Source organism: Microbulbifer maximicatervae (SeqCode), assembly GCF_052467065.1.
Window position 1 is genome coordinate 2,510,416 of the sequence record NZ_CP174299.1, and the last position, 15,955, is coordinate 2,526,370.

The following is a 15,955-nucleotide window of genomic DNA, read 5'->3' on the forward strand; positions in this document are numbered from 1 at the left end:
ATTCCTCGCTACGACTTATTCAGGTAAAACCGCTAGCTGATTTTCAGAAAACGCAGTAAGCGGTTGTCACAGTAACTTTGTGTATCCAACACCAGGCGCTCCTGCATGAGTTGTAGCTGGTGAGTGAAAAACATAATGACGATACTAATTACCAGGGCGATAAAGGTAGAGTTAAACGCGACCCCCAGACTTACCGTCACGCCAGCTATATCCCCCTCTACGGCTCGATGCGCCTGTGATAATGCTTCGCCGATACCTCGTACCGTGCCAATAAATCCGATAGATGGAATAGCCCAGGTAATATAGCGAACCATTGCCAGTTCAGAGTCGAGTCTGTCTCCCTCAGTTTCGCAAACCTCTTTTACAGAGTTGGAAACGGCGGCGACATTCTTGGTAGAACCGAATCTCTGCAGGGCGGTGAGTAGTGCCCTGGGAACTAAATATCGTCGTTCCTCTTCAGGAAGGGCTTGTATCGGGCGGGATAAATCACGGGTATCCTCGGGAAGAATAGGAGTTCCCTCGCTGATATTAAGTAGAGCTTTGTCCAGTAATTTTCGTTCGCGAATGCTTCTCTGTGCCTTTAGTCCCATAATGGCCATTGCCCACAACATCAGAACAAAGCAGGCCTCTTGCTCATAGTCGCGCATCACAATGTAGATAGAGCGTTGTTGAACGTAGGTTTCCCCAGCGGCCTCCCTCGCCAGTTGCTCCTCAATTAGCGCATCTGCATTAGGGCGAATAATGGCGACATAAATCGCGTGGACCAAAATAATAGACCCCAGAAGAGCAAAGACCTGGAAGACAAAATCTGATGATTTAAATTTCATGGCGATACTCGCTAGAGGCTATTTCTATATATCTACGGGAAAGGAAACCGATAAGTCTTCGGAGATTTCTTCCGAGGCCTTATAGTCATCTGAATTACTTTTATTCCTAGTTATTGGTGCTTCTTTCTTTGGAATTACTGCCGCTGTTTGTTGGTTCTCTTCCGGCTTGTTTTCATCTTCTGCGTACGCGAAGTTGATAAATAGAAGCAGTAAGGTAAGTAATAAAAATTTCACACTAGTCTCCTAATTCACCCAGCGGGCAAGGCGGAAGCCAATATCATTACGAGCGGACTCTCCGTAATCACGGTAGGAGAGGCGTAATTCAGTCAAACCCGAATGACGCCAACTGGAACCACGGATTACATGGAAGTCCCCATCCTCCGGACCGACAGGGTTTTCTTCGATACGTCGGGATAACCCGGTCCCTATCGTGTATAGATCGTGAATCCATTCAGAGACATTTCCACCTAAGTCATAAATACCAAAAGCATTAGGACTGTAGCTACCTACCGGTGAGGTAGCTGCGTAACGATCACTGTAGGTGCGAAGGACTGCAGGAACTAGTTTTGTGGCAGTAGTATCTGCGTAGTTTCCGGAATTGTTCTTTATTGGTAGCTCATTTCCCCAAGGGAATTTTTTCATGGTGCCTTGATCGTATCGTGCAACCCAGGCCCATTCGGCTTCAGTCGGTAAACGATAACCGTTGGCTGCGCCATCAAAGCCCACAACACGTCCGGCTTCCGTCAAATAGACCGGTGTGAGACCGTCTCTTTCACTGAGCCAATTGCAAAATAGCACTGCCTCTACCCAACTGACATTTACAACTGGCAGATTGTCATTGTCGAGACTGACACCATTTACATGGCTTGAGGTGTGTAGGCGCTTGAAACGCCGATATTCCCGGTTGGTAACTTCAGTGGTCCCAATATAGAAAGGCCGATTTAGAGATACTTGACGCATAACCTCATTTGCCCGCCGCCCCTGTTCTCGTCGGGATGATCCCATGGTAAATACGGCGTTGGGGCGCATGAGCTTCATGGTGCCGCCAGCTGCGTGACGCAAAGTTGAGGGGGTTTCTCTCCAGCGCGCTTGTTCGGATGTAAGCAGTACCGCTCTGACAGTTTGCTCCAGTTTGGTGCTGGGAATGACACGAGTGTCAAATTCCTGGTAGCCCTGTTTGCGTACGACAATGTTATGGCTGCGAGCTGGTAGGTTAAAAGTTTGTCCACTGTTCCCGGCGTATTGACCATCAATGTAAACTTCCGCATCTGGAGGGACGCTACTGACGTGTACCCTGCCGTACACAGCATTTAGGTTTATATTCAGGTCACGCTGTGTGCCAGCACCGAGGTCAACAGTGTGCTCAATAGAGGCGTAGCCATCCTTGAAGAAGCGAAGTCTATGCCTGTGGCCGGAGGCCAATTCCAGTTCCAGTGGGGTATGACCGCGAAACTCTCCGTTGACTGTCACTCCCGCTCCCTCTGGGGTGGTAACAACGCGTAAAAGTCCATCAGCGGGTCCCAGGCTGACGGTTGCTAGCGTTTGATCGACACCGGCTGTAACAGCGACAGGAATATCGACAGTTTTATGTTCCGGCAGTGAAATGGACACGGTTCTGTCGCCCTGAACTAATTCGGTGGTCAGTGGTGTTCTGCCGAGAACTTTTCCTTCAACCGTGACCGTGGCCCCGGGAGGGTTGCTGCTGACGGTGATATTGGCCCAGGCCGGTCGAAGCGCGGCCTCCAGTGTGTGGGTATTGTCTAGCCCCTCAACATTGATTTCACGGGTGAACGGCAAGTACCGGTCTGATAGGACAGTCACACGCATAGGACCTGCGTTGATCGCTTCCACAAGACCATTTCTATTGGGTACTTCCCGTCCATTAATAAGGATTTTTACTGGTACAGGGGGCGTTGTTTTAACCTGTAGGTGGCCTGGAAGTTTTTCCAGGGAAACAGAGTGGCGACTGTGTCCGTCACGTTTTACTTCGACTTCGCCGCTCTGGGGTAAGTAGCCGTCGGCACTGATCGTGAATTGATAATTACCAGGTAAAACCAAATGGCCATCGCCCAGAGGGATGGCGAACCCACTGACCTTGATGCGGGCATCAACCGGGTTGGTATCAAAGATTAATGACCGCGCCATAATCAGATAGCTGAGTGCAAAAATAGCGAGTAAAAGGCAACCTGCGACAATCAATGCTCGCTTAGAAAGAAAGAGTCGCACGCGGGTAGATTTTATTTGTACCGGGGTGAATCCAACTGGCTCAATCAGGCTTTGTTCCTGAACTGGCGGCTTTTCATCCTGGACAGGTACTGCTTCCTTCACTGTCATTTATGTTTCCCTATTGCTGGTACTTATAGATTTTTCGCAATGGCATTGGTTTGGCACGCATCGCTTTATGCTCAGTCAGCCTGACCAAAGGTGGGTACACAATTTTCTATCTGCAGAAAGCTTAGCTTGCTGGCGTAATCTGCATGGGGATTTATAGGGTGTTTGTCACAGAACACCTCGTTTCGCTCAGCTCAACGAAGTGTCTGTTGTCATCGCAGCTCATTACGGAAAATCTTATTTTTAGAGTTTATGCTGCTGTCTGGGTTCTCTCATTTAACTATTATTGGCACCGTTTATCCTTTCGGCACATTGGATAACAACTTCCGTTGTGGGCTTACCTGGTTTTACAACAAACTCTTGGCGAACGTCCCGGTAACCTTCTCTGGTACCAATGGCGATATAGCGCCCAGGTTTCAGCGCGATTTCCCTCTGGTCAAAATTACCTAATTTCCCTACATGGTAAATGGTGACACTGGTGGTTCGATCCGACTTGAATTTAACCGGTAAGGGGATCAGGGCTTGTGTCAGGGCATTTTCAAGGTCTTCAATTTGTCTTTGCAGCCTTGGGGTTTTAGTATTGAGTTTGCGAGCGTCTGTTAGTACTTGTCGGGCAAAATAGTTCCTTTTACCTTCGCCAAGGGTTAATGGATCTTGAATTAAGTCTTTTAACTGGTCATCCAGCTTTGCTCTGGCAGCAGCTCTAGCCTTGCCTGTTATTGCGTCCACCAGGCTAGAGTCCTTCTTGACCAGATCTGTATAACTTTTTAGGGCTCTGTGCCATTCTTCCTTGGTTTCTTCCATGCGGGCTTGTTGGAGGAGTTTTTCTATCTGCACTCTGTCAGCTTCATTTTGTGCTTGTGCTAAGCCGATATCGGGGGCTTTTGCTGTTGGCTTTAAGTTCTTTGCTCGATGAAAATAGGATTTTGCCGATTCAAATTTTTCTTCGGCAATTGCACCGTAGCCAGATGACATCGCGCTTTGATAATCCCTTTCTGTAATTGCACCCTCAACCTTTGCTAATAGATCCTGAGCATCGGCTGTTTCTGAGTCGATCGCGAGAGATTTCTTGAGCTGTTCCTGAGCCAAATCCAATTTGGCCTGTTTAAATGCCTTTGTTCCTTGAGTTAAGTACCACCAAGCGAGGGGGAGTTTGTCGGCTCGCTCAATACCCTTAAGGCCTCTGGGATGGTTATTGGATATGGTTAATACCATCTTGAAAGCATCGCTGGCGGAATCCTTATCTCCCTGACTCAGAGCTCGATTACCTTCACTAATATGCGTCTCAATGCGCTCGGGAATACTATCTTTCAGGTACTCTAATGCCTGGAGTGATTCCCGGTATTTTTCGAGCGCTGCCATAAAATTGCGTTTGCGATAAATTTCATCAGCTTTTAGAGCCAGGTCTTCAGCAGAGTAGAATTCTTCAAAAGCCCATACTTCTACCTTTCGATCTTTGAGCTCTTCTTTGATTTCAAGAATTTCCTGGAGAACCTTTTGAACCTCCCTGCGCTGCTGCATTATTTCTGCATCGCTATAAGGAGATTTTTGGTTGCTCTCTACAGCTGCGCTGTTTCCAGGCTGTACGGAGACAATTGTATCGGCTGAACGCTTTGGTGGTTTTACAACTTGAGGAAGCCCCCAAAATACACCGACCAGTGCGCTTACCATTATCACCCCAAGAACGGCGGGCCAGTAGGACCTTTGCTCCCGTTGATGAATAGCGTTGGCAGTCGTTGACTTAGGGGATTTAGAGCTTTCCTCTCCGCCGAATGTGAATTCTGCGGGCTCTATATGAACTGTATCTTCCTTGGAGTTATCGCGGTGCTGCATAGTGATTCCGCCGTGTTATTCAATGACCCAGTGAAGATGTTGGGTATTCAGTAATAACTAATCACAATGATTAGCGTGCTTTTTGGGTACCTCTAACGTGATTTAAATGCTGTTACTGACTGCGCCAGTTTCGGCTTCATAGATTTCCTTTAGAATTTCCCGCCATTGCCGATACTGATTTTCTACAGTACCTGTGAGGGTAATAGTGCGATCTTCCAGCTCAACAATTTGCGGTTCTACCTCTGCCTCGATGGAGTCTCCTAATTCTTGCAGAGCTTCCAAATGCATCTTGGCATCGGATTTTCGGTCAAATGCACTTTTAACAAGATAGCCCCCGGCACCGATCCCAACCTGCCCAGCTGCCTGGGCGCTTCCAGTACCAGCGCCAGCAGCTGCAATACCTCCAATAATGGCTGCTGCTCCCATAATTGTGTGATTGCGGGCTTTGCGCTTTAACTCTCGCATCTCCCTTACTTCTTCATAGCTGCGGGCTCGCCATTCCTGATAGGGAACTTCCATACTTTTGGCGAAGGTGCCGTAGTACTCCTGCAGAGTGTCGACAAACAGATAATCTCTTTCCCGTATTTTTCTTACCCTCTGTAACATGGGGTCATTCTCTGCGGGTAAAGCACTTAAAAAATAGACACCCTCAGCACTTTGAGTTAAATAGCGATTGAATGCCTGGGGAGAAAAATCCCGTGCAAACCGCATCTCAGAAATTGTGCGCAGCTCTACGATTTGCTGATTTGAAAGCTTTTGTCGGTAATTCAGCATATCGTTAGCAATACGGTTATAGATTCCCTGAAAAGCATCTCCTTCAGTAGGGTGCTTTCGGTCGTAGGCATAGTGGGATGCGTTCTCTGAATACTGCTTGGTAAACCACAACTGCCCCCGGGAATCGGATACGGTGATTTCCACCGTCAGCTTTTCTCCATCAGATTGCAAAATACGCCCGGATACGGTCACATCAATATTGGTGCGGCTCGATGGAATAACCCTTACAGCTCCCCACCCCAGGCTGGACTGCAATGAATCGGCAAGGGTGACAGCCATATAGCGGGATTCAGCTTGACGAAGCTCGGGAAAAACAAGCTCATCTTCATCTGCTTGTGCTGTATCGAGACCTGGATTGAATTGAATAACGCCGACATCCAGCAGTCTCTCTTCGGGAACATTGTTATCTTCGATTGTTAGCGGAGTAAATGCGGTAGTTCTGACTTCGGTAGTGGTACAACCATTGATAACAACAAGAGTTAGTAAAAATGCTGCGACTCTTGTTATGAACTGATACTTAACCGGTCGGGTTTTTTGGTTGGTCGACATATCGGCGTTCTCCAAGACTACTGCGTTGCACTTTTATACTTGCGATACTCTTCCCAAAGCTTTTCGCGCAATTCGGGGTCAGTCTCGCGTGTGGCAGCTTCACGAATCTGTCGAGCTACGACGTCATCATCTGTACCACTGGGTATATCGGCAGGCACAACTGCCTGTGAACCACCGTGATTAAAATCACCTTTACGTCCAGAGGCGGGCAGTCCGGGACCGGTTATTTGTCCACTGGAGTTATTATTTTTGGGGCCGTTACCTGATGTTGGGCCTGCATTGGGGGGAGGTGGAATTTCGGCTTCTGCAGATTGAATTAAGTCTTCTAGGGATTCCCCTGCTGGTGGTGCCTCATCCATCGCCTCTTCTTTATTTTCATCGGAGGCTGACCCCGGTCTGTTTCTTACAAAGTCACGCTCCCGCAAAATCATGCCGTCATAGCTGACCATAGTGGATTCAAACTGGCCCTCAAGTTCTGCAACGCGATCTGCCGATGAAGTGGGAGCTTCATTGGGGGCACTTCCGGAACGTGGCGAACCACCGCCGGGTTGCCCAGAAGCTGAACTGCTGGCAGGCGCGCCGCTGGCCGCTGAGCTACTACTGGATGAGCTGCTGCTAGAAGCTGAGCTACTACTAGATGATGCGCTGGAAGACGAGGATGATTGCTCCTCCTCAGAAAAATCAATTTCTTCGGGAGGCGTTCCATCTTCACCAGACGAAGGATCAGTAGGTTTCTCTCCATTTTGGCTGGTTTGTTCGGGATCCGTATAAATTGGTGACGATGGATCATTTGAACCGTTTGGGTCCGGCATTTGATCCCCAGGTGAACTTTGATCCCTCGACTCTGATCCGCTACTTCCACTACTGGAGGACTGGCTCTGTTCTGATCTTGCTGTAGGCATATTCGCACTGGGCTGGCTGGAAGAGCTGCTACTAGGCTGCCCACTGCTTGAAGCCGTTGATTGGCCAGATCTTTGCGAACTACTGCTGCTACTAGATTGCGATTGCGATTGTGATTGCGATGCAGAACTGGAAGATGAACTGGAAGATGGTAAAGATGGCATTGCTGGTGGCTGTGACTGAGTTTGTTGGCTCTTGCACCCACCGGTTAAGATCGCCGCCAAAGCAATTGGTACCAGTACATTTGACAAACAGCTGTGGCGGTGAATTTTTTCTACCGCTGCTCGAGGTGTCATCTCTTTCTCTCCTAGACTGTTTGCCGGTGTGACCGCGTGAGACACATGAAGTGTTTTTCCGGTACTAGCAAATGCTCAATGTGGAACTTTAAAAATAGTTGTTATTTGATTATTTGCGTAGATTCCACATCGAGCTGGTGTCAGTGGTGATAGGTTTCTCAGTCGAATATAAAGCGTTGCACAATTCCGCGGGTTTCCACCGCCTCTCCATCTTCAAACCTTGGTCTGAATTTGGCGCGTTTTAGAATGTTTCTAACTTTTGAGCGGATCTTCACTTTATCTGAAGGGTAAGCCCTGAGTATTTTTATATTCCTCGCCTTGCCAAAAGCCGTGACATCATAGGAGACCGTAATCCGGGAATTGGCTAGGGCTTTGCTGTCCGACTCCAAAACGGGGAGCGCGGGTAAAGCCACAGGCCGTCCAAATATGTCCTCAATTTCATCGTTAGAGGCACCGTTATCCCAAAGTGCCTTGTAGGCCTCGCCGTAGGTTTGGCGTGCGGAGTGCCACTTGTTAAACATCATGTACCAGTCGCCGAGTTCAACTTTGGCTTTGGCTGAGGCTGCCGGGGGGGACTTGGGGTTTCTTTGGTAGACATCAACGATACGGGTAATGGCTTTTTTCCCGGTGTTAAAACTCTTCATCCGGTAGTGATCTAATTTGGTTCGCTGATGTGAGTCGGGGCCACTACCACCAAAGCTGGCGTTAACAAAAACTGGAGAGTTGGGTTCACCCTTATAGGTGGCCAGATAATAGTTAGTTGCTTTTAATCCGCGCAGGGCATCAACAAGGCGAAGGTCGGTGGAGCCAAAGTTTTTTGTAATAATATCTACCGCCAAACTGTAAAGATTGGTTGCACTAATTAGATGCTCAAATAGCGTGTCCCCTTTTTCCTCCACATAAGCCTGTAAATGCCAACGACTCAAGTTGTTGATTACTGGCAGCATACGGGGGTCTTTTTCGCCGTAATTTTTCTGGTAGAGCCAGTAGAGGTACTGCTGGTTGTCGTTAGCTTCTTCCCACTGATTGAGCGCTATTTGACTCTCGATCAAGCGCTTGATCATAGGGATTTGGCTTAGGGAATAGAGCCCCTCATTGACTCTGCTAATCAGCATTGCACGACGAAATTCAGTGACAGCCTGCTCATGATCGCCAGCTTTCTGTAATGCGGTGGCCAGCCCCAAAAGCTGTTCATCAATACCGGCGCCATAAGCACCATATTGGGCTTCGAGCTCCTCTATACGTTCACGGTAATTTTCTACAGCCTCGGAGGGCCTTAGCTGTCGAGGTGTTTTCTTGAGTGGTTTCGAGGCGGCTTCAATAAAGGCTTTTGGAGGTGCATTAGTTTGGACTGCCACAGGTGCGCCATCGTCGGCCAGGGCGCCATTACACAGCAGTGCTGTGGCTGTAAACATCAAGCCGATAGCAAAGGAATTGCTGGTATCTATCTGTGTCACGATTGAACCACTTCCGTTTCATATTTGGCTTCACCGAATACCAAACAGCTGAGGTTGGAACCTGCACCTGTCAGTTTTCGGGTCTTATTTCCGCTCGCCCACTGCAACAGCGAATACGGCGGAAGTTCTCTCCTGAATGTGGTTCTCTCGACCCTGAGCGCATTGAGGGGGTATCCTCAAGCTCACAGTGACGGCGCGACTGGATGCTTATAAATGCCTGCCTGGCCGCGTATTAGTCAGTATAGCTAGCACTATGTGCCAAGAAGGAAGCTGCGGCGGGTACTTCAGCCACTTAATGCCCATTGCGCCAGCATGCCTGTGACCACCCTTTTGGTTTAGCAGTTGGGAGTGCAAATTAGGGGTGAGGGACTGTAAGTAGATGCCAAAAATTTGTTGATTACGTCCGATATCGCGACTTGGCAGCGAAGTGTAGCGAGTGGCTTGGTTGGCGCTGGTGCCACATCAGGATGGCGGAAGCTAAATAGGTGGATCATCGTCCTAACAAGTATGCTGAATTTGGGGTTAGATTACTGCTGTTGCTGTATCAGAGGTTGATCTATTTGGATTGCAGCGTAACAAGCGCCATAATCAGCTGATTCGAATTCAGAGGAGAGCTCAGTGAGTATCTATATCGATCCAGAGATCGCGGTAAGCCTTCGGGGCTATGAAGCACCCGAGAAGCTGGGCTTTGGAACCGCCATGGCCCCAGTAATGTTTCGCGCCATTTGGCAGGATGGTTGCTGGAGTAGTGGAGAGTTGATCCCCTATGCGCCTCTGACCGTCGACCCTGCTGCTAAGGTACTTCACTACGCGCAGTCATGCTTTGAAGGAATGAAGGCCTATCGAACTTCCGAGGGGGGAGCTGCACTGTTCAGGCCCGAAATGAATGCTGCACGAATGGCATATTCAGCTAAGCGCTTATGTATGCCTCCGGTTCCTGAGTCCCTGTTCCTGGATGGCGTTCGTGTTGTGACTGCTTACTGCGCTGGCCTGCTCCCGAGCAACAGCGGTGAGTCCCTGTACCTGCGTCCTTTCCTAATGGGAACCCAGCCGGACCTAACGGTTTCAGCCAGTAATGCCTATGAATTTTATGTAATAGCTAGTCCCTCGGAAGCCTACCATTCCGGCAATATGCGTTTGTGGGTTGAGAGAGAAGATGCTCGAGCTGCAGTAGGGGGAACTGGGGATGCTAAAGTTGGCGGAAATTATGCCAGTTCTCTACTTAGTATCGGCCGCCTTAAAGAGCGAGGTTATGATCAGTCGCTTTGGTTGAGCCCCTCTAACCGGCAGAGTATCGATGAGCTGTCAGGGATGAATTTTTTTGCGGTCATTGATGGCGCTATATATACCCCAGCGTTGAACGGCTCAATTCTCGAAGGCATTACCCGATATTCTCTGATCCAGCTTGCGGAGGGATTGGGGTACAAGGTTGTTGAGCGGGCGATCCCCATTGATGAACTGTTAGAGCAGGTAGCTTCTGGAGACTGTAGCGAAGCTTTTGCTTGTGGTACTGCTGCAATAATCAGTCCTATCAGCGTAATCGGTGATGGCGATAGGGAGTACGAACTAGCCGATGCCCCAGGTCCTGTTGCAGAGCGTTTGCGACAAGCACTGCTGGATATTCAGGAGGGGCGTTCTGAGGATGCTTACGGGTGGATGCACTCTGTTGAGCCTGTAGTTTAAGTACTAAATCTTCGTACCCGGGCAGTTTCCAAGGCTGCCTGGGTCTAGTAACCCGCTTTTCCCCACCATAAATCCTGCTTTATCCTTCGCGGGTTTTTTTGTAGCAGTATTTTCTATTTACTTGTTTCCAAGCGAAACGCTCGCGTAAACATTCCCGCCAATTTAATTGAGTTTGTTGACTTGTGCGACCTTAACACCTAAAAGTGAAGGGGTTAAATAAGAAATAAATTGGAGCTTGAGATTGGCCTGATTGCGGTACACCTCATTTTGACAAGCAGTTCCAAGATCAATTTGAGCTAATAGGTCTCGCTTATAGTTCCTTGCACAGTCGAGGATAACGAGATGTTGACCCATATGCTTGGCCTTATGCTGCAACCACGTAGACAGTGGCAGCTTATTGGCAGTCTCTCTGAACGTAATCTGCGTAGACAGGTTCCTTATGTCATCGTTCTGGCATTACTTCCTGCAGCTGCTTGGTATTTTGGCACGACACAAGTTGGCTGGACGATTGGCACTGGTGCCCCGGTGAGAATTACGGGACAAAGTGCTTTGGAATTGGTCGCCGTATTTTATTGCACAATGGTTTTGGCTGTTACTGCTATTGGTTATTTTATCCATTGGATGGCAAAGACTTACGGAGCTGAAACTCACCCCCTTAAAGGCGTTGTTGTAGCGGGTTTCACTGCCACGCCTATTTTTATTGTGGGTATTGCAGGGATTTACCCTGTGTTGTGGCTGGACATACTGCTCGCAACTCTGGCGGTTGCTTACGCCGTCTATCTGCTTTATTTGGGAATTCCTATAGTGATGGGTGTTTCTGAAGAGCGTGGCTTCCTTTTTGCCAGTGCAATTATTACGGTGTCACTCGTCATGGCAGTCATTGTTATGGTTGCTACAGTTCTATTCTGGAGCTATGTATCCGCACCGGTCTTTTACTCCTCTTGAGTAGTTTGGGCTCCTAGCTATCACTAGATGAAATGTCGTTTCAGGCATTTTCGCCAGGAGATTTAGGGCTGTTGTTGTGGTGGGGATACAAGCTATCGACGTCGTACCCGGTGAATGGCTCATATTCACGGGTACGGCGAAGTCTCTTCTATCCTGGCTGTAACGACAATGCGTAAAGTAAATGACCGCCTTTCGGGGTTTCTTGAAGAATTCAACAGCTCTATGAAAGAGCTCTACTCGAAGGGCTTTGAGTTCAACCCCATCAATGTTCGGGAATCGACCACAAAGTTTATAGATAAGTATGTGACCGATATTCCAGATGTTGCCTCGGTACGAGATGGCATTATCTATGCCTCTGGATACGATGTACCAGTAAGAGTCTTTGTCCCCTATCCCGATGAGGTTCTACCTGTTCTTGTCTATTTTCATGGCGGTGGTCATGTAGCTGGAAACGTTTATTCATTTGACCCGATTTGCAGAAAGATTGCCCGGGAGACTCGACATATTGTTGTTGCGCCTGAGTACCGGTTGGCCCCTGAGAATCGCTATCCGAGCGCAGTAACAGATTGCTATGCTGCAGTTATTGGGGTTTGGGCGGCACTGGATAGATTGGGCCTATATTATCAACAGAGTTTGTCTGTCGCTGGGGATTCTGCAGGTGGCGCTCTGGCCGCCACAATGTCTCACCTGGCTCAATTTGACTACAGCGTTAAGATTAAAAAGCAGGTTTTAATTTATCCGGTTCTCGATTACACCATGCATTTACGGTCCCATGAAGAGAATGCGGTAGGCTATTTTTTAGAGGCACGAAAATCAATTTGGTACTTGGGGCAATATTTTGCTGAGGGGCAGTGTAGAAAAAAAGCATCCCCTCTTTTTATGGATTTTACGGCAGCTCTTCCTGAAACCTTGGTTTTTACCGTAGAGTTTTGCCCGCACCGGGATACTGGGGATATTTACTACCGGAAAGTGGAAGAGGTGGGTGTTAGATCTGAAAATGTTCACTTTTCCGATATGATTCATCCATTTTTGATTCTTGAAGACTTGGTGAAAGGGGAGTGCGCAAAAGTTTATGCTGGCATGAATAGTTTCCTGAATGACTAAACTTACGGCTTTCCTTTTGTAATTGAGTACTGGTAAGATAATTTATACCCATTATCAAACTCTAGTATTTCTTCTGAATTTATTGATCTTTCGATAACTATCTCCGCTATTGATTTAATAACTTGTTTAGGTTCTGCGTCCATGCAATGTATGCTCATGGAGTTAATGGACATGTCAGCGCTAATTACTCGGTGTTCAACAACCTGAATGAGCAGCTGCTTATCACTTTGGTAGAGCTTGAAACCAGGCCCCTCCGTCATCCATTTTTTGTACTTTGTAGCGCCCCACGGGCCTTTGCACTTTATTGCTTGATATTGAGTTGATGATATTTTGATATAGATAGGCTCGCTTCCTTTGATATCTGCACTTTTATCGATAGGTTGTTCTGTGTAGAGGTTTGATCCATTAGGAGCAGTGATCTGTATCGCTATCATTTCGGCAGCAGCGTCAAGTGAGCAGAATACGTAAATAAGAAAATACAAAAACTGACATTTTTTAATTGAAGTGCTGGCCATCTTGATTTCAATAAGTGGTTTTTGTTTTTGGGAGTATGGCGCTTAAATGAATTTCTAGGGTTGTCTTCTGTATTAATAATAGCGCCTTGATAACGAGGTGTTGGTTGGATAGTATCAAAGTGTGTATTTAGTCCTGTTTTCACCTTTAAATTGGTACATGAGTACCAATTTGAGGTTTGAGTAGCTCAATTGACAATAATTTATATAAAAGGTGTGGCTATGAAGACTTTAGCGTATATGGGAGTAATTCTGGCTTTAATAGTATCCGTTGGATGTTCTGAACGGCCTGAATCCAGAGTTGAGGACAGTTCCAGTAAGGTTAATTTTCAAAAGCAACTATTAAAAAAACTGATATCTGCAAAGACCGGGGATGTTATTACTATTCCTGAGGGTAAATTCCATATTAATCGTAGTTTATCCCTGAATATTGATGGGGTAACGCTACGTGGAGCTGGCATGGATAAATCTGTCCTCTCCTTTGAGGGGCAAATTCAGGGTGCTGAGGGGATATTAGTTAATGCCAGTAACTTTATTATTGAGGGGTTGGCTATTGAGGATACCATAGGCGATGCCCTGAAAATTAATGAGGGCAAAAACATTATCATCAGGGATGTTCGTGTTGAATGGACCAATGGCCCGTCTACCCAAAATGGTGCCTATGGTATTTATCCTGTACAGACTGAAAATACTTTAATCGATGGTGTGGTAGCTATTGGTGCTTCAGATGCCGGAATTTATGTCGGTCAGTCGCGGAATGTTATTGTTCGCAATAGCCGTGCAGAATTTAATGTGGCGGGTATTGAGGTAGAGAATACGATCGGTGCAGATGTTTACAACAATATTGCTGTGAATAACACTGGGGGAATTCTTGTTTTTAATATGCCTAATCTTCCGCAGCCAGGGCACAGTACACGTATCTACAATAACCAGATAAAGAATAATAATACTGGAAATTTTGGTCATGAGGGCACGCCGGTTGCTGCCGTGCCAGCAGGATCTGGGGTGGTTATTAACTCGAATGATCGGGTGGAGATTTTTGAAAATGATATTTCTGATAATGATACCGCTAACATATTGATCAGCAGCTATTTTACGGCTGGATACTATAGTGATAAGTCTACGCAGGCTGATTTTGACCCATACCCAGAGGGGATCTATATCTATGCCAATAACTTTTCTGGGGGTGGTACATCGCCAGATCATCTTAAGTTAAAAGCTCTGAAGCTAGCTATGTTTGGAATCTCAGGTACATTGCCGGATATTCTTTGGGATGGGGTTGTTGATCAAAGTAAACTGGTGGATGGTCAAATACCTGAGGCATTAAAGTTATGTATTGATAACGAACCTGCAGGAATTCTCAACATAGATTTTGGAAATGAGTATAAGAATATATCCACGGATATAGCACCTCATCAGTGTCATTTGGAAAAGCTTGCCAAAGTAGTTTTAGACTTTGATTCAAAGCTAGAAAATGAAGACCATTTGGCAGTGATAGAGGTAACTAATGAAGAATAATAATCAAATAAGTAGGAAGCTTGTCTACTCTATTTGGAGCCTTATATTATTGATTGGCCTTGCGGGGTGTGAATCATACAAAAAGGATGTTCATTTATTCCCAGCAGAAGAGGTGCCCGAAAAACTCAGTGCATGGAATTTACTGAGGATGGAGAAAGGTGTGCTCTTTCCTGCAGAAAGAGCATTACCCTATGATTTGAATACGGGGTTATTTACCGATTATGCTCATAAGTTCAGGACCGTCTGGCTGCCTGAGGGGGCTTTTGCAGCCTACGGAGAAGAACAGTTTAATTACCCTGTCGGAACTATCTTAAGCAAGACATTTTACTATCCACAGGAGAGTAGTGGTGTAGTTCGCCGTACCGATGACTTTTCTGCGGATTATGTTGAGGGGCGCTTTGGGCAGGCACTTGATTTAAATCGAGTCCGTCTCGTTGAGACGCGGCTTTTAATCCGCAGGCAGGAAAATTGGCAGGCGCTGCCCTATGTCTGGAATAAAGAGCAGACTGAGGCAACTCTTGAGATTGCTGGTGATGTGAAAAATTTTCAGTTGGTTAGCCTGAACGGACAGCAGGAAAACCTTAGTTATGTAGTACCTGACGCCAATCAATGTGCTGGTTGCCATGCAGAAAAGTTTACTGAAAAAGCCATTTCTCCTCTCGGCCCTAAAGCTCGACATCTGAATAAAGACTATCCCTATGGTAGCGGAGTAGAGAATCAATTGCTGTTTTGGCAGAAGGCTGGCTATTTACGTGGGCTGCCTGATCTGAAAAGTTTGCCGAGAAATGCCAATATTTACGATGCAACTGTGTCGCTGGAAGACCGCGCCAGGGCTTATTTGGATATTAATTGTGGCCACTGCCACAATCCCACTGGGCCGGCAGACACCTCAGGGCTTATGTTGCATCATGGCGAAACTGATTGGCGCAAACTTGGGCTATGTAAACCGCCTATTGCTGCGGGTACAGGCAGTGGGGGGCATTTATTTGCAATAGTACCGGGAGAGCCTGAAAATTCTATTTTGAATTTTCGTGTAGAGTCTACCGCGCCTGGGGCCATGATGCCTGAATTAGGTAGAAGCATGGTGCATACAGAGGGCGTTGAATTACTAAAGCAGTGGGTAAGTTCCCTACCGGGAAGCTGCACTTAATCTTTATTGGAAGCTATCTGGAAAGAGCTATATGAAGAGGAATTGGGTATGGAGGGGACAACTCCATACCCGTTTC

General features: G+C 47.1%; 13 protein-coding genes. 5 read left to right on the forward strand and 8 right to left on the reverse strand.

From position 1 onward, the window contains the following. Positions 1-32: 32 nt before the first annotated feature. From ACJJI1_RS11095 to ACJJI1_RS11125, 7 genes are all read right to left on the reverse strand, one after another. On the reverse strand, positions 33-827 hold the full coding sequence (locus tag ACJJI1_RS11095; RefSeq protein ID WP_282934287.1) for a MotA/TolQ/ExbB proton channel family protein: 795 nt from the start codon (positions 825-827) through the stop codon (positions 33-35). A 24-nt stretch (positions 828-851) separates the two neighbouring features. Beyond that, positions 852-1,061, reverse strand: coding sequence for a hypothetical protein (locus ACJJI1_RS11100; RefSeq protein ID WP_413664372.1), 210 nt, complete (start codon positions 1,059-1,061; stop codon positions 852-854). 9 nt (positions 1,062-1,070) lie between these two features. Beyond that, on the reverse strand, positions 1,071-3,161 hold the full coding sequence (locus ACJJI1_RS11105) for a PEGA domain-containing protein (RefSeq protein ID WP_444959324.1): 2,091 nt from the start codon (positions 3,159-3,161) through the stop codon (positions 1,071-1,073). Between the two features lie 273 nt (positions 3,162-3,434). Further along, positions 3,435-4,991, reverse strand: a complete 1,557-nt coding sequence (locus ACJJI1_RS11110) for an ABC transporter permease (RefSeq protein WP_444959325.1) — start codon at positions 4,989-4,991, stop codon at positions 3,435-3,437. Between the two features lie 102 nt (positions 4,992-5,093). After that, on the reverse strand, positions 5,094-6,314 hold the full coding sequence (locus ACJJI1_RS11115) for a hypothetical protein (RefSeq protein WP_413664375.1): 1,221 nt from the start codon (positions 6,312-6,314) through the stop codon (positions 5,094-5,096). 17 nt (positions 6,315-6,331) lie between these two features. After that, positions 6,332-7,126: a hypothetical protein gene (locus tag ACJJI1_RS11120; RefSeq protein WP_444906421.1), complete on the reverse strand. Its 795-nt coding sequence runs from the start codon at positions 7,124-7,126 to the stop codon at positions 6,332-6,334. 542 nt (positions 7,127-7,668) lie between these two features. Continuing rightward, a complete protein-coding gene (locus ACJJI1_RS11125; RefSeq protein ID WP_413664377.1) occupies positions 7,669-8,967 on the reverse strand; it encodes a hypothetical protein in 1,299 nt (432 codons plus the stop codon). Between the two features lie 618 nt (positions 8,968-9,585). Between ACJJI1_RS11125 and ACJJI1_RS11130 the strand changes: the two genes are divergently transcribed. From ACJJI1_RS11130 to ACJJI1_RS11140, 3 genes are all read left to right on the forward strand, one after another. Next, a complete protein-coding gene (locus tag ACJJI1_RS11130) occupies positions 9,586-10,650 on the forward strand; it encodes a branched-chain amino acid aminotransferase (RefSeq protein ID WP_413664378.1) in 1,065 nt (354 codons plus the stop codon). A gap of 342 nt (positions 10,651-10,992) precedes the next feature. Next, a complete protein-coding gene (locus tag ACJJI1_RS11135; RefSeq protein ID WP_413664379.1) occupies positions 10,993-11,595 on the forward strand; it encodes a Yip1 family protein in 603 nt (200 codons plus the stop codon). A gap of 168 nt (positions 11,596-11,763) precedes the next feature. Next, entirely contained in the window at positions 11,764-12,699 is a 936-nt protein-coding gene (locus tag ACJJI1_RS11140; protein ID WP_413664380.1) for an alpha/beta hydrolase, read from the forward strand. A gap of 2 nt (positions 12,700-12,701) precedes the next feature. On the opposite strand, the gene ACJJI1_RS11145 is transcribed toward ACJJI1_RS11140, so the two are convergent. After that, positions 12,702-13,214, reverse strand: coding sequence for a hypothetical protein (locus tag ACJJI1_RS11145; protein ID WP_413664381.1), 513 nt, complete (start codon positions 13,212-13,214; stop codon positions 12,702-12,704). A gap of 219 nt (positions 13,215-13,433) precedes the next feature. On the opposite strand from ACJJI1_RS11145, the gene ACJJI1_RS11150 reads away from it, so the two are divergent. Together ACJJI1_RS11150 and ACJJI1_RS11155 are read left to right on the forward strand one after the other, a co-directional pair. After that, complete coding sequence (locus tag ACJJI1_RS11150) at positions 13,434-14,729, forward strand: parallel beta-helix domain-containing protein (RefSeq protein WP_444959326.1); 1,296 nt, start codon at positions 13,434-13,436, stop codon at positions 14,727-14,729. 160 nt (positions 14,730-14,889) lie between these two features. Then, a complete protein-coding gene (locus ACJJI1_RS11155) occupies positions 14,890-15,879 on the forward strand; it encodes an SO2930 family diheme c-type cytochrome (RefSeq protein WP_444959327.1) in 990 nt (329 codons plus the stop codon). The last annotated feature ends 76 nt before the right edge of the window (positions 15,880-15,955 follow it).